The sequence below is a fragment of the Erwinia rhapontici genome, assembly GCF_020683125.1.
Classification (GTDB): Bacteria; Pseudomonadota; Gammaproteobacteria; order Enterobacterales; family Enterobacteriaceae; genus Erwinia; species Erwinia rhapontici.
Genome location: NZ_CP085627.1, coordinates 4,039,398 through 4,053,260, shown reverse-complemented (window position 1 = coordinate 4,053,260; position 13,863 = coordinate 4,039,398). Strand labels below are relative to the sequence as shown.

The window sequence follows — 13,863 nt, the reverse complement described above, 5'->3', positions numbered from 1 at the left end:
TTATGGTAGTGATGCGATACACTACGGCAAATTTTGTAGCAGGAGTTACTACGTGGCTGAGAAAGTCCCCGCAATTTTCCTCGATCGGGATGGCACCATTAATGTCGATCACGGTTATGTATTTGAAAGCGACAACTTCGAGTTTATCGATGGCGTGATTGATGCCATGCGTGAACTAAAAGAAATGGGCTTTGCGCTGGTGCTGGTGACAAACCAGTCCGGTATCGCGCGCGGCTTGTTTACCGAAGATCAGTTTATGCATCTGACCGAATGGATGGACTGGTCGCTGGCCGACCGCGATGTCGATCTGGATGGCATCTATTTCTGTCCGCATCATCCGGAAGCAATAGTAGAAGAGTTACGTCAGTCATGTGATTGCCGTAAGCCGCAGCCGGGAATGTTCCTGACCGCGCAGCAGGAGCTGAACATCGATATGGCCGCTTCTTATATGGTTGGCGATAAGATTGAGGACATGCAGGCCGCTTTAGCTGCCGGAGTCGGTAAAAAAGTACTGGTTCGTAGCGGGAAGCCTGTCACTGCTGAAGGCGAGAGTGCAGCGGATTGGGTGCTTAATAGCCTGAAAGAGCTGCCTGGACGTATCAAACAGGGCTAAAAAGCAGCGTTTCGCTGGAACTTTCAGCAGGCAGTGAAAAAGTTGAGATTACTGCTTGCGTTCCCGGAGCGCCTGTCTATAATGCGCAACCACTGAGACGGCACAACGGCTTACGGCCAGCGGCTCAGGAGGTTCAGGAAGCATCTGAACCGCCGGAAAAAACTTCTCAAAAAGAAGTTGACTCCGAAGGAGGAAAGCGTAATATACGCCACCTCGCAACAGGAAGCTTCGGCACTGATTGCACCGCTCTTTAACAATTTATCAGACAATCTGTGTGGGCACTCGCAGGATTGATATCAGTCACCTTAGGGTGACAAAAAATATCAAGTCTTAAGAGTGAACACATAATGAAATTCATTATGACGTTTTACACTTGAGCATCGCTGCACTTGTTGCAGCAAATCGAACTTTTAATTGAAGAGTTTGATCATGGCTCAGATTGAACGCTGGCGGCAGGCCTAACACATGCAAGTCGAACGGTAGCACAGGGGAGCTTGCTCCCCGGGTGACGAGTGGCGGACGGGTGAGTAATGCCTGGGAAACTGCCCGATGGAGGGGGATAACTACTGGAAACGGTAGCTAATACCGCATAACGTCTTCGGACCAAAGTGGGGGACCTTCGGGCCTCACACCATCGGATGTGCCCAGGTGGGATTAGCTAGTAGGTGGGGTAATGGCTCACCTAGGCGACGATCCCTAGCTGGTCTGAGAGGATGACCAGCCACACTGGAACTGAGACACGGTCCAGACTCCTACGGGAGGCAGCAGTGGGGAATATTGCACAATGGGCGCAAGCCTGATGCAGCCATGCCGCGTGTATGAAGAAGGCCTTCGGGTTGTAAAGTACTTTCAGTGGGGAGGAAGGCGATGAGGTTAATAGCTTCGTCGATTGACGTTACCCGCAGAAGAAGCACCGGCTAACTCCGTGCCAGCAGCCGCGGTAATACGGAGGGTGCAAGCGTTAATCGGAATTACTGGGCGTAAAGCGCACGCAGGCGGTCTGTCAAGTCGGATGTGAAATCCCCGGGCTCAACCTGGGAACTGCATTCGAAACTGGCAGACTAGAGTCTTGTAGAGGGGGGTAGAATTCCAGGTGTAGCGGTGAAATGCGTAGAGATCTGGAGGAATACCGGTGGCGAAGGCGGCCCCCTGGACAAAGACTGACGCTCAGGTGCGAAAGCGTGGGGAGCAAACAGGATTAGATACCCTGGTAGTCCACGCCGTAAACGATGTCGACTTGGAGGTTGTGCCCTTGAGGCGTGGCTTCCGGAGCTAACGCGTTAAGTCGACCGCCTGGGGAGTACGGCCGCAAGGTTAAAACTCAAATGAATTGACGGGGGCCCGCACAAGCGGTGGAGCATGTGGTTTAATTCGATGCAACGCGAAGAACCTTACCTGGCCTTGACATCCACGGAATTCGGCAGAGATGCCTTAGTGCCTTCGGGAACCGTGAGACAGGTGCTGCATGGCTGTCGTCAGCTCGTGTTGTGAAATGTTGGGTTAAGTCCCGCAACGAGCGCAACCCTTATCCTTTGTTGCCAGCGAGTAATGTCGGGAACTCAAAGGAGACTGCCGGTGATAAACCGGAGGAAGGTGGGGATGACGTCAAGTCATCATGGCCCTTACGGCCAGGGCTACACACGTGCTACAATGGCGCATACAAAGAGAAGCGACCTCGCGAGAGCAAGCGGACCTCATAAAGTGCGTCGTAGTCCGGATCGGAGTCTGCAACTCGACTCCGTGAAGTCGGAATCGCTAGTAATCGTAGATCAGAATGCTACGGTGAATACGTTCCCGGGCCTTGTACACACCGCCCGTCACACCATGGGAGTGGGTTGCAAAAGAAGTAGGTAGCTTAACCTTCGGGAGGGCGCTTACCACTTTGTGATTCATGACTGGGGTGAAGTCGTAACAAGGTAACCGTAGGGGAACCTGCGGTTGGATCACCTCCTTACCTGAAGATACCTTCCCGCGTAGTGTCCACACAGATTGTCTGATAGAAGAAATGAGCAAAAGTCACACCAGAGTCCCCATCGTCTAGAGGCCCAGGACACTGCCCTTTCACGGCTGTAACAGGGGTTCGAATCCCCTTGGGGACGCCATACCGGTAACGAAGTGAAAGTCGTTATCACCCAGTATCTCAAAACTGATTATGCCGTAAGGCGAGTCACGTTTGAGATATTTGCTCTTTAACAATCCGGAACAAGCTGAAAATTGAAACGACATGTCGTTTTCATTCTCCGTAATAAGAATGAAATTAACGATATGTTCGAGTCTCTCAAATGCTTACAACAGCAATGTGTTCTTCGGGACGCTTGTGGGTTGTGAGGTTAAGCGACTAAGCGTACACGGTGGATGCCTAGGCAGTCAGAGGCGATGAAGGGCGTGCTAATCTGCGATAAGCGTCGGTAAGGTGATATGAACCGCAACAACCGACGATACCCGAATGGGGAAACCCAGTGTGTTTCGACACACTATCATGTCATGAATACATAGTGGCATGAGGCGAACCGGGGGAACTGAAACATCTAAGTACCCCGAGGAAAAGAAATCAACCGAGATTCCCCCAGTAGCGGCGAGCGAACGGGGAACAGCCCAGAACCTGAATCAGTTTGTGCATTAGTGGAAGCGTCTGGAAAGTCGCAGGGTACAGGGTGATACTCCCGTACACAAAAATGCACCTACTGTGAGTTCGATGAGTAGGGCGGGACACGTGACATCCTGTCTGAATATGGGGGGACCATCCTCCAAGGCTAAATACTCCTGACTGACCGATAGTGAACCAGTACCGTGAGGGAAAGGCGAAAAGAACCCCGGCGAGGGGAGTGAAACAGAACCTGAAACCGTGTACGTACAAGCAGTGGGAGCCTACTTGTTAGGTGACTGCGTACCTTTTGTATAATGGGTCAGCGACTTATATTCTGTAGCAAGGTTAACCGTATAGGGGAGCCGCAGGGAAACCGAGTCTTAACTGGGCGTTAAGTTGCAGGGTATAGACCCGAAACCCGGTGATCTAGCCATGGGCAGGTTGAAGGTTGGGTAACACTAACTGGAGGACCGAACCGACTAATGTTGAAAAATTAGCGGATGACTTGTGGCTGGGGGTGAAAGGCCAATCAAACCGGGAGATAGCTGGTTCTCCCCGAAAGCTATTTAGGTAGCGCCTCGTGAACTCATCTTCGGGGGTAGAGCACTGTTTCGGCTAGGGGGCCATCCCGGCTTACCAACCCGATGCAAACTGCGAATACCGAAGAATGTTATCACGGGAGACACACGGCGGGTGCTAACGTCCGTCGTGAAGAGGGAAACAACCCAGACCGCCAGCTAAGGTCCCAAAGTCATGGTTAAGTGGGAAACGATGTGGGAAGGCACAGACAGCCAGGATGTTGGCTTAGAAGCAGCCATCATTTAAAGAAAGCGTAATAGCTCACTGGTCGAGTCGGCCTGCGCGGAAGATGTAACGGGGCTAAACCATGCACCGAAGCTGCGGCAGCGATACGCAAGTATTGTTGGGTAGGGGAGCGTTCTGTAAGCCGTCGAAGGTGAACTGTGAGGTTTGCTGGAGGTATCAGAAGTGCGAATGCTGACATAAGTAACGATAAAGCGGGTGAAAAGCCCGCTCGCCGGAAGACCAAGGGTTCCTGTCCAACGTTAATCGGGGCAGGGTGAGTCGACCCCTAAGGCGAGGCCGAAAGGCGTAGTCGATGGGAAACAGGTTAATATTCCTGTACTCGGTGTTACTGCGAAGGGGGGACGGAGAAGGCTATGTTAGCCGGGCGACGGTTGTCCCGGTTTAAGCGTGTAGGCTTGAGTTCCAGGCAAATCCGGAACTCTTTAAGGCTGAGGCGTGATGACGAGGCACTACGGTGCTGAAGTAACAAATGCCCTGCTTCCAGGAAAAGCCTCTAAGCATCAGGTAACATTGAATCGTACCCCAAACCGACACAGGTGGTCAGGTAGAGAATACCAAGGCGCTTGAGAGAACTCGGGTGAAGGAACTAGGCAAAATGGTGCCGTAACTTCGGGAGAAGGCACGCTGTCGGTAGGTGAAGGGACTTGCTCCTGGAGCTGAAGGCAGTCGAAGATACCAGCTGGCTGCAACTGTTTATTAAAAACACAGCACTGTGCAAACACGAAAGTGGACGTATACGGTGTGACGCCTGCCCGGTGCCGGAAGGTTAATTGATGGGGTTATCCGCAAGGAGAAGCTCTTGATCGAAGCCCCGGTAAACGGCGGCCGTAACTATAACGGTCCTAAGGTAGCGAAATTCCTTGTCGGGTAAGTTCCGACCTGCACGAATGGCGTAATGATGGCCAGGCTGTCTCCACCCGAGACTCAGTGAAATTGAACTCGCTGTGAAGATGCAGTGTACCCGCGGCAAGACGGAAAGACCCCGTGAACCTTTACTACAGCTTGACACTGAACATTGAGCCTTGATGTGTAGGATAGGTGGGAGGCTTTGAAGCGTGGACGCCAGTCTGCGTGGAGCCAACCTTGAAATACCACCCTTTAACGTTTGATGTTCTAACCTGGCGCCGTGATCCGGCGTGGGGACAGTGTCTGGTGGGTAGTTTGACTGGGGCGGTCTCCTCCTAAAGAGTAACGGAGGAGCACGAAGGTTAGCTAATCACGGTCGGACATCGTGAGGTTAGTGCAATGGCATAAGCTAGCTTGACTGCGAGAGTGACGGCTCGAGCAGGTGCGAAAGCAGGTCATAGTGATCCGGTGGTTCTGAATGGAAGGGCCATCGCTCAACGGATAAAAGGTACTCCGGGGATAACAGGCTGATACCGCCCAAGAGTTCATATCGACGGCGGTGTTTGGCACCTCGATGTCGGCTCATCACATCCTGGGGCTGAAGTAGGTCCCAAGGGTACGGCTGTTCGCCGTTTAAAGTGGTACGCGAGCTGGGTTTAGAACGTCGTGAGACAGTTCGGTCCCTATCTGCCGTGGGCGCTGGAGAATTGAGAGGGGTTGCTCCTAGTACGAGAGGACCGGAGTGAACGCACCACTGGTGTTCGGGTTGTCATGCCAATGGCATTGCCCGGTAGCTAAGTGCGGAAAAGATAAGCGCTGAAAGCATCTAAGCGCGAAACTTGCCTCGAGATGAATTCTCCCTGGGTCCTTGAGACCCCTGAAGGGACGTTGAAGACTACGACGTTGATAGGCCGGGTGTGTAAGCGCAGCGATGCGTTGAGCTAACCGGTACTAATGACCCGTGAGGCTTAACCTTACAACGCCAGAAGCGTTCTGGTGGCGTTAGAGAGACGCAAAAGAGATTTTCAGCTTGTTACCGGAATTAAGTCCGAAGGATTTTGCGCTGTGACAAGGCGGCCAGTGAAGTGAGGGAAGGAGCATACATAAGTATGTGACTGAGCTTACGAGCGCAGGCAACGCAGTCAGAGCACAAAAGACACAGGACAGAGCACAAAGAATTTGCCTGGCGGCTTTAGCGCGGTGGTCCCACCTGACCCCATGCCGAACTCAGAAGTGAAACGCCGTAGCGCCGATGGTAGTGTGGGGTCTCCCCATGCGAGAGTAGGGAACTGCCAGGCATCAAATTAAGACCCGAAACCGGGTCGTGACCTTACCCTTGACAAGGTAAGGGCGAAACACCTGAATTCAGACGTAGTCTGAGGTCAGTACAGAATCGGTGGAGCGGTAGTTCAGTTGGTTAGAATACCTGCCTGTCACGCAGGGGGTCGCGGGTTCGAGCCCCGTCCGTTCCGCCACTTAAACAGAAAGCCCTGACTCATAAGAGTCAGGGCTTTTTTGTATTTGTATTTTTTATTTTCATTTCCTTACGTACAATCCCGTGCGAATTGGCTCCCGCCGATTGAAAGTAGGCAACAAAGTCCCTATAACTGATAGATGGTAAACCCATTCAGCTGTAAAAAGTGCAGGCGGTAACGTGCAAAAAAAGACTTATGCCATGAGATACGTAGCAGGCCAGCCAGCGGAGCGTATTTTTCCTCCCGTGGCGATGCTGCATGTCGGACAGGCATTGCCGCCCGGTGCGCCGCTCACCACAGAAGCCCGCCTGAAAGTGCTGGTGTGGAATATTTTCAAGCAACAGCGCGCAGACTGGCTCTCGGTTTTGCAAAATTTTGGTAAAGATGCCCACCTTGTTCTTCTGCAGGAGGCGCAAACGACACCAGAACTGGTGCGTTTCGCCACCACTCATTATCTTGCTGCCGATCAGGTGCCTGCTTTTGTACTGCCTCAGCACCCGTCAGGGGTCATGACTCTGGCCTCCGCTCACCCTGTCTACTGTTGTCCTTTACGTGAGCGTGAGCCGCTTCTAAGGCTGGCTAAATCGGCACTGGTCACGGCTTATCCATTGCCCGGTGGTCAGATGCTAATGGTCGTTAATATCCATGCGGTGAACTTCAGTCTGGGCATTGATGTTTACAGTAAACAGCTCGGACCGATCGGCGAACAGATTCTTCATCACCAGGGCCCGGTGATTATGGCGGGTGACTTTAATGCGTGGAGCCGTCAGCGGATCAATGCGCTATATCGTTTTTCTCGTGAAATGGGGCTACGTGAAGTCCGTTTCACCGACGATCATCGGCGCAAAGCGTTTGGTCGACCCCTGGATTTTGTTTTTTATCGCGGGATGAGTGTCGCAGAGGCTTCGGTACTGGTTACCCGTGCATCCGACCACAATCCACTGCTGGTTGAGTTTGATGCTCACCCTACGGATTACGCATAAACAAGGACACTATTCAGAATGGCAACAAAGCACCATGATAACGTCGATAAACAGTTCGGTGAACAGGCAGGCGCTTATCTGACCAGCGTAGTCCATGCGGAGGGGCGTGACCTCGTACGATTGGCAGAACGGCTGTGTGACGCATCAGAGGCGAAGGTCCTTGATATGGGCTGCGGAGCCGGGCATGCCAGTTTCATTGCTGCCCAGCATGTTAAAGAAGTGGTCGCGTACGATCTGTCGGAGAAAATGCTGGCAGTGGTGCGAGCAACAGCGCTCGAACGCGGCTACCATCACCTGACAACCCAGCAGGGCTATGCGGAAAACCTGCCTTTTGCGGATGCAGAGTTTGATGTGGTGATCAGCCGGTATTCAGCGCATCACTGGCACGATGTCGGAAGTGCATTGCGTGAAGTCCGTCGGGTATTGAAACCCGGAGGTAAAGTGATATTTATGGATGTCAGTGCACCGGGCAATCCGGTACTGAATATCTGGTTACAGACGGTGGAAGCCTTGCGTGATACCTCTCATGTGCAGGATTACAGCCCCGGTGAGTGGCTGGCATTAATGACAGAGAGTGGGCTGGTGATACAGGCTGTCTCGCAGGATCGTCTCGATCTTGAGTTCAGTAGCTGGATAGAGAGAATGCGTACACCTGATGTGATGGTAAAGGCGATCCGGGCCTATCAGCATTCAGCACCTGACGAAGTGCAGCGCTACTATGCTTTGCAGCCTGATGGCAGTTTCAGTACCGATATCATCTTTATCGAGGCCATTCGGCCATAAAAAAAGCCCGTCATAGACGGGCTTTTTTGTGTGGATTTTCATCCGCAGTGGCTAACAGTTAACTGTCTGGCGTCGCATTATTGTTAACAAACAGCGTTAACTTATCGCCAGGCTGAATGTTTTTCGTATTACTGGCGACGCTATTCCAGCGAACAACATCCTTGATGTTTACGCCGTGACGTTTTGCGATACTGGCCAGAGAATCACCCTTACGTACCTGGTAGGTGATGCTGTCGCCGTTATCTGCCAGTCGCGTACTGCTGTTACCCAGGCTCAATGTCTGACCGGGTTTGATACTGACACCGCGCAGATTATTGGCACGTTGCAGATCTTTCACCGGAACCCCGAGACGCTTGGCAATGCCTGAAAGAGTATCACCGCTGCGCACCTTGTAAGAGGCAGGAGAAACACTGTTCCTGGCAAGAGAAGTTGGCTGTACCGCTGAGATGTCACCGCTTGCCAGTGAGTTACGCAGTTTAGCTACGTTGGACTTCGGAACCATAATGTAATGAGGACCATTTGGTGCCGTCGTACCGCGTTTGTAGCCGGTATTAAAGCTCTTCAGCTTGCTCAATGACATGCCAGCCATTTCGGCTGCCTGTGTCAGCTCAATCTGCTGGCCCACTTCCACTCGCGCCAGAGCGCGTGCTTCGTTGGGTGCCGGCAGACGTACGCCATAACGCTTACTGTTTTTAAGGATCTGCCCTAAAGCCAGCATTTTAGGCACATAGACCGTAGTTTCTCGTGGCAGCGCAAGTGACCAGAAATCTGTTGGTCGGCCTTTAGCCTTATTGGCTTTTATCGCTTTGAGTACACGACCTTCACCGCTGTTATAGGCGGCAATGGTTAATAACCAGTCACCGTCAAACATGCCGTTAAGGCGCTGCATCATGTCCAGAGCAACTTTGGTCGATGCAACAATGTCGCGTCGTCCGTCATACCACTGGGTCTGTTTAAGACCATAATTTCGTCCCGTCTGCGGCACAATCTGCCAGATGCCAGCGGCATTCGCAGATGATGTAGCATGGGGATCAAAAGCGCTCTCCACTATGGGTAGTAGTACCAGTTCCATCGGCATTTTACGTTGCTTAATCTGCTCGACAATCCAGTACATATACGGCTCTGCCCGTAATGTTACATCGTGGAGATAGCTCTTGTTACTCAGGTACTTCTGTTTTTGTTCGCGTATCCGGTAATTATCCGGAATCTTCATCTTCAGCTCGTCGCTAATGAAATTCCACAGATCTCTGTCTTGCGCAAGTGACGTTCCATCGTCCTGCCAGCGCGGCGACAACATTTCATCTGAGTACTGTCCATTTTCACCTTGACCTGCCGAAGACAAACTCTGTGCATGCTGTTCGGGGATGTTAGCATCGTGCCTTGACGCCTGGCATCCGACCAGCAAGACTGAGGCGAGTAATATCGCTTTAGCCTTCATGTGTGTGTCAATAGTTCGCTTAAAAGACGAGCAATAATACGTGCTCGATCCCGACAACACAACCAAAAATATTAAAAAGCGTCTTTCTTCTCGCGTAGAACCGCAAATACCTGCCATTCATGTTGCGGAGTTGTTTCTATTCCTATTTGTTTCTGTAATTCAATGTCTTGCGTGCGTAAAAAAACATTTATTTTTCGCTCCAATGCCAGTTTTGTAGGCAATGTTATGGCATTTTTTGCGCGTAACTCCTTAATTTCTCGGTAATAGCGTGCTATTTCGGGCTCTTGGGGGTAAATTGCATGTGCAAAGGTTAAATTCGATAACGTATATTCATGCGCGCAGCAAACCAGTGTTTCGCCAGGTAACTCATTAAGTTTTTGAAAAGAATCAAACATTTGTTCTGCTGTGCCTTCAAATAGTCTGCCGCAGCCACCAGAAAAAAGTGTATCTCCGCAAAAAAGGTAAGGGAAACTGAAATATGAGATATGTCCTAAAGTGTGGCCGGGCGTGGCATAAATCGTAAAATTTCGACCCAAAACCGACACGATATCACCTTCACTGACGATAGTTTTAGCCCCTTTAACGCGCGTTTCTTCTGGGCCATATACCGCTAAATCAGGGTAATGAGAGACCAGTTCGGCCACGCCACCCACATGATCATGATGATGATGTGTGAGCAAAATCGCCACAGGCTGCCACTGGTTTTGTTCAATCATGCGTAACACCGGAGCCGCTTCGCCGGGGTCAACAATCAGGCAATGACCTGTATCATCATGTAAGGTCCAGATGTAGTTGTCCTGCAGGGCTGGAATACTGGTAAGATTCATTTTTATCGCTCCTGGATGCTCGCAAGGGAAAGAAGATGGTAAAGCATGAAGCCTGCTAAAACACGCCAAATCCGTCATGTGCCAGAGTCCTGGGCGCAGATACCCTGCGGTGAATTTTATCGTGATGCTCTGTCACACCAACTGCGGCCCTGTCTCAGCAAACTTTACGGCTTCCATTTGCTGAAAATCGGTAACCTGAGTGCCGAAATCGACACTGAAAGCTGTGCTATCTCACACCAGGTGAATGTAGGGTTGAGCGGTGAGTCGCTTCAGGTCAGGGCCGATCCTCTTAGTCTACCGTTTGAGTCCAAGTCAGTGGATGCCTGTCTGCTGGCACATACGCTGGCGTGGAGCAGTGACCCACACCGGGTGCTACGCGAGGTTGACAGGGTGCTTATCGATGACGGCTGGATGATTATCAGCGGTTTCAACCTCTTCAGCGTTCTGGGGATAGGCAAACTGATCCCGGGTCTGCACCGACGGATCCCATGGAACAGTCGAATGTTTACTCAGATGAGACTGCTGGACTGGCTGAGTCTGCTGAATTACGAAGTGATGCAGAGCATCAGTTTTCAGGTGCTGCCATGGAATCGACAGGGAGGCAAGATGATCAGCACCCACTTGCCTGCGCTGGGCTGTCTGAATGTGATTGTGGCGCGTAAAAGGACCTTCCCACTGACGAAAAATCCGGCGAAGAAAAGTGCCGGGACCCGGCAATTACACGCGATGGGCGCGACAAACCAGTACCGGGCAGGGCGCAGAAACTGACAGTGCAAGTATAACTGTTTTAGGGCCGACCTTGCTTTCCCGTCAGCCCCCCCGGCCGCTCGCTAAGCGGCTAAAGCAACCAGCCCTGCGCATGGGCATTGTCCAGATGCTGCTTCAAATAGCCCCATAGCTCCGGCCACTGCTCCGCCAGCTTGACGTTACGTGCTTCCACCTGCTCCAGGCGGATACCATTCTCTTTCCAGCTCTGGCCCTGATTGTGCAGGTTAAGCATGATGGGCAGGGCGCGGTCGAGCATATTTGCAAAACGCGCCTCTGCAGTTTCTCCGGCTTCATATTCATCCCACAGCGCGCGGAAACGTTGGCTCAACTCGGTGGGCAGTAACCCAAAAATACGTCCGGCGGCAGCCACTTCCTGTTCCTGAATGGCATCACGCGCGGCGATGTCGTACACGAGGACGTCACCTGCATCGATCTCAACCACATCATGTAAAAGCGCCAACTGCGTGGCGTGCTGAACATCAATGGTAACCTGAGAGAAGGGGGCCAGACTCATGGCCGCCATTGCCAGGTGCCAGCTGTGCTCCGCTGAGTTTTCCTGACGTGCATTGCTGAGCAGTCGGGTACGGCGCTCCACGCCTTTTAGTTTGTCCAGCTCCATTAAAAACTGTACGACTTCTGTCATCGCGCCGAAATCTAAGGCTGCTACCCTGTCTGACATCACCTGTCTCACTTATGCCCTGAAAAAAGTTTGCCCGTATTGTAAGGGAAACGTTTGCGTATTTCGCGAAAGAATGTGCGTTGCATGATTACACACAATATTTTAGCTTACATGTGTACTCTGAAATTATTGTCAGTTAGGCTAGCGGTGATGATTTTTCCGCCAGCACAACGAGTGATGGCGGAGTAGCAAGAACCGGAAAAAGGGTTGATATGGTGAAGCAAAAAGTACTGACGGGCGGGTATTCAGTGGCGGAAGAGATTGCGAATAGCATCAGCCACGGCATCGGCTGCCTGTTGGGTGTTATTGGTCTGGTCCTGATGCTGGACCAGGCGATTGATAACCGGGCTGGTGCGCTGGCGATCATCAGCTACAGCCTGTATGGCGGCAGTATCATTCTGCTGTTTTTGGCCTCCACCCTGTATCATTCTATACCGGGTGAACGGGCGAAATTCTGGCTCAAAAAACTCGACCACTCGGCTATTTATCTGCTGATTGCTGGCACCTACACGCCATTTCTACTGGTAGGATTGAAGTCGCCGCTGGCGCACTGGCTGATGGTGGTCATCTGGGGGCTGGCGTTGACTGGCGTGTTGTTTAAGCTGGTGTTTGCCCACCGATTTGAAGCACTGTCGCTGGTCACCTACATGTTGATGGGCTGGCTGTCGGTGATTGTGCTGTATCAGATGGTAATGACCCTGCCTGCGGGCAGCGTGTGGTTACTGGCTGCAGGCGGGATCATCTACTCACTTGGGGTGATTTTCTATGTGGCGAAGCGCATTCCCTACAACCATGCCATCTGGCATGGCTTCGTTCTCGGTGGATCGTTGTGTCACTTTCTGGCCATCTACCTGTATGTGGTGTAACCCCGTGCTGATTAACCGGCGGTGATCTCATAGGGCAGCGGCTGGATCGCCAGTTCGCCGCCCTCATCCCCTTGCACACGTAGTACGGTATCCGCGTCCAGATCGTTGTTCATCACGGCCTGAATCCAGACGTCACCGTTGTCGAGCTGGCACGCGGCCAGAATAGTGCCGGTACGGCGCCAGTTCTCACCCATCTTCATTTCCAGCGCATCGTTTGCTGCAGGCACGATGCCCGCCTTGCCCGCCAGCCAGTAGAGCGCACGCTTATTGGCCCCACGAAATTTTGCGCGGGCGACCATTTCCTGCCCGGTATAGCAGCCTTTCTTAAAGCTGATAGCATCCAGTGCCTGCAGGTTAGTGGCCTGTGGGATCAGCTGTGCGCTGGTCTCAGCATCAATCACCGGGAAACCGGCTTCAATTTCCAGCGCCAGCCACTGTGAGCTGTCGTTGAGCTGTGCTGAATCAGCCAGTTTTTTACGCACCTCTTCGGCTTTGGCCTGAGAGGTGACTAGCAGAAAGCGCTCGGCTGGCAGATCAAACCATAACAGCGTGCTCTCCCCATCCTGAACCACCGGAGACTCTGCATCAGGCAGCACGCTGAACAGATCCTTTAGCGCGCCACGGGCCTGAAAACCGGCAACACCGAGCAGCACCGATTCATCGTCGGCTACCAGCGTGACTTTGGCAAAGACGGCATATTTTTTTAGTTCCACCAGCTGGTTATCGCGCAAGCTGCGGCGCTCAATAAAGGCAAGGCCTTCACCGCGATGAAACAGGCGCAGGTTGCTCCACATCTTTCCTTTAGCATCACAGTGTGCTGCAGGGCGATGTTGTTCGGCACCCAGCGCGGCCACATCCAGAGTCACTTGCCCCTGCAAATAGCTGATGCGATCGGCACCTGTTGCGTTCACCAGCGCCCACGCTTCCAGTGAGATCAGCGTTAACGGCAAGCGGGCTGATGCGGCGGGTTGACGCGGCGGGAAAGAAATCGTCGGCATAATTCAGTCCTAAAGTAAGCAGGGGATGAAAATCTGTTTCTCATGTTAAAAGAGCAGCACGGCTTTGCAACCTGTTTCCGGAAAATGCGGCACAAAACGCGTGATAACCCTGTAACTGATGCCACTGTTTTGCGGGCTGACGCGCAGGGTGATAATTGCTGAATCAACAGTAGCG

General features: G+C 52.3%; 9 protein-coding genes, 2 tRNA genes and 3 rRNA genes. 10 read left to right on the top strand and 4 right to left on the bottom strand.

Annotated features, from left to right (window positions below; genetic code table 11):
• The first annotated feature begins 52 nt into the window (after window positions 1–52).
• From gmhB to LJN55_RS18660, 8 genes are all read left to right on the top strand, one after another.
• Window positions 53–613, top strand: a complete 561-nt coding sequence (gene gmhB / locus LJN55_RS18695; protein ID WP_133842165.1) for a D-glycero-beta-D-manno-heptose 1,7-bisphosphate 7-phosphatase — start codon at window positions 53–55, stop codon at window positions 611–613.
• 411 nt (window positions 614–1,024) lie between these two features.
• Window positions 1,025–2,567, top strand: a 16S ribosomal RNA gene (locus LJN55_RS18690).
• Window positions 2,568–2,639: 72 nt separating this feature from the next.
• Window positions 2,640–2,715 (top strand) — tRNA-Glu (locus LJN55_RS18685).
• A 226-nt stretch (window positions 2,716–2,941) separates the two neighbouring features.
• A 23S ribosomal RNA gene (locus LJN55_RS18680) occupies window positions 2,942–5,847 on the top strand.
• Between the two features lie 206 nt (window positions 5,848–6,053).
• Window positions 6,054–6,169, top strand: a 5S ribosomal RNA gene (rrf, locus tag LJN55_RS18675).
• Together the 16S, 23S and 5S rRNA genes with 2 tRNA genes alongside form the textbook arrangement of a ribosomal RNA operon.
• 100 nt (window positions 6,170–6,269) lie before the next feature.
• Window positions 6,270–6,346, top strand: a tRNA-Asp gene (locus LJN55_RS18670).
• Window positions 6,347–6,525: 179 nt separating this feature from the next.
• Window positions 6,526–7,329 (top strand): endonuclease/exonuclease/phosphatase family protein, encoded by an 804-nt coding sequence (locus LJN55_RS18665; protein WP_133846130.1) that lies wholly within the window; start codon window positions 6,526–6,528, stop codon window positions 7,327–7,329.
• An 18-nt stretch (window positions 7,330–7,347) separates the two neighbouring features.
• Complete coding sequence (locus LJN55_RS18660) at window positions 7,348–8,112, top strand: class I SAM-dependent methyltransferase (RefSeq protein WP_227535027.1); 765 nt, start codon at window positions 7,348–7,350, stop codon at window positions 8,110–8,112.
• Window positions 8,113–8,170: 58 nt separating this feature from the next.
• Here LJN55_RS18660 and mltD read toward each other — a convergent pair whose 3' ends face one another.
• Both mltD and gloB read right to left on the bottom strand, forming a co-directional pair.
• Window positions 8,171–9,550, bottom strand: coding sequence for a murein transglycosylase D (gene mltD, locus LJN55_RS18655; protein ID WP_133846128.1), 1,380 nt, complete (start codon window positions 9,548–9,550; stop codon window positions 8,171–8,173).
• Between the two features lie 71 nt (window positions 9,551–9,621).
• On the bottom strand, window positions 9,622–10,377 hold the full coding sequence (gloB, locus tag LJN55_RS18650) for a hydroxyacylglutathione hydrolase (protein WP_227535026.1): 756 nt from the start codon (window positions 10,375–10,377) through the stop codon (window positions 9,622–9,624).
• Window positions 10,378–10,422: 45 nt separating this feature from the next.
• Here gloB and LJN55_RS18645 point away from each other — a divergent pair, with 45 nt between their 5' ends.
• Window positions 10,423–11,145: a class I SAM-dependent methyltransferase gene (locus tag LJN55_RS18645; RefSeq protein ID WP_133846126.1), complete on the top strand. Its 723-nt coding sequence runs from the start codon at window positions 10,423–10,425 to the stop codon at window positions 11,143–11,145.
• A 70-nt stretch (window positions 11,146–11,215) separates the two neighbouring features.
• On the opposite strand, the gene LJN55_RS18640 is transcribed toward LJN55_RS18645, so the two are convergent.
• Window positions 11,216–11,824: an HD domain-containing protein gene (locus tag LJN55_RS18640; RefSeq protein ID WP_227535025.1), complete on the bottom strand. Its 609-nt coding sequence runs from the start codon at window positions 11,822–11,824 to the stop codon at window positions 11,216–11,218.
• A gap of 212 nt (window positions 11,825–12,036) precedes the next feature.
• Between LJN55_RS18640 and trhA the strand changes: the two genes are divergently transcribed.
• The gene (gene trhA, locus LJN55_RS18635; RefSeq protein ID WP_133846124.1) at window positions 12,037–12,690 is read left to right on the top strand and encodes a PAQR family membrane homeostasis protein TrhA; all 654 of its coding nucleotides are present in this window, start codon (window positions 12,037–12,039) and stop codon (window positions 12,688–12,690) included.
• Between the two features lie 11 nt (window positions 12,691–12,701).
• Here the strand turns inward: trhA and ygfZ are convergent, their stop codons facing one another.
• Complete coding sequence (gene ygfZ / locus LJN55_RS18630) at window positions 12,702–13,688, bottom strand: tRNA-modifying protein YgfZ (protein ID WP_212813250.1); 987 nt, start codon at window positions 13,686–13,688, stop codon at window positions 12,702–12,704.
• Window positions 13,689–13,863 lie beyond the last annotated feature (175 nt).

Coding starts and splice junctions, on each gene's coding strand:
- LJN55_RS18660 (WP_227535027.1), top strand. CDS start 7,348: ATGGCAACAAAGCACCATGATAACGTCGATAAACAGTTCGGTGAACAG.
- mltD (WP_133846128.1), bottom strand. CDS start 9,550: ATGAAGGCTAAAGCGATATTACTCGCCTCAGTCTTGCTGGTCGGATGC.
- gloB (WP_227535026.1), bottom strand. CDS start 10,377: ATGAATCTTACCAGTATTCCAGCCCTGCAGGACAACTACATCTGGACC.
- LJN55_RS18645 (WP_133846126.1), top strand. CDS start 10,423: ATGAAGCCTGCTAAAACACGCCAAATCCGTCATGTGCCAGAGTCCTGG.
- LJN55_RS18640 (WP_227535025.1), bottom strand. CDS start 11,824: ATGTCAGACAGGGTAGCAGCCTTAGATTTCGGCGCGATGACAGAAGTC.
- trhA (WP_133846124.1), top strand. CDS start 12,037: ATGGTGAAGCAAAAAGTACTGACGGGCGGGTATTCAGTGGCGGAAGAG.
- ygfZ (WP_212813250.1), bottom strand. CDS start 13,688: ATGCCGACGATTTCTTTCCCGCCGCGTCAACCCGCCGCATCAGCCCGC.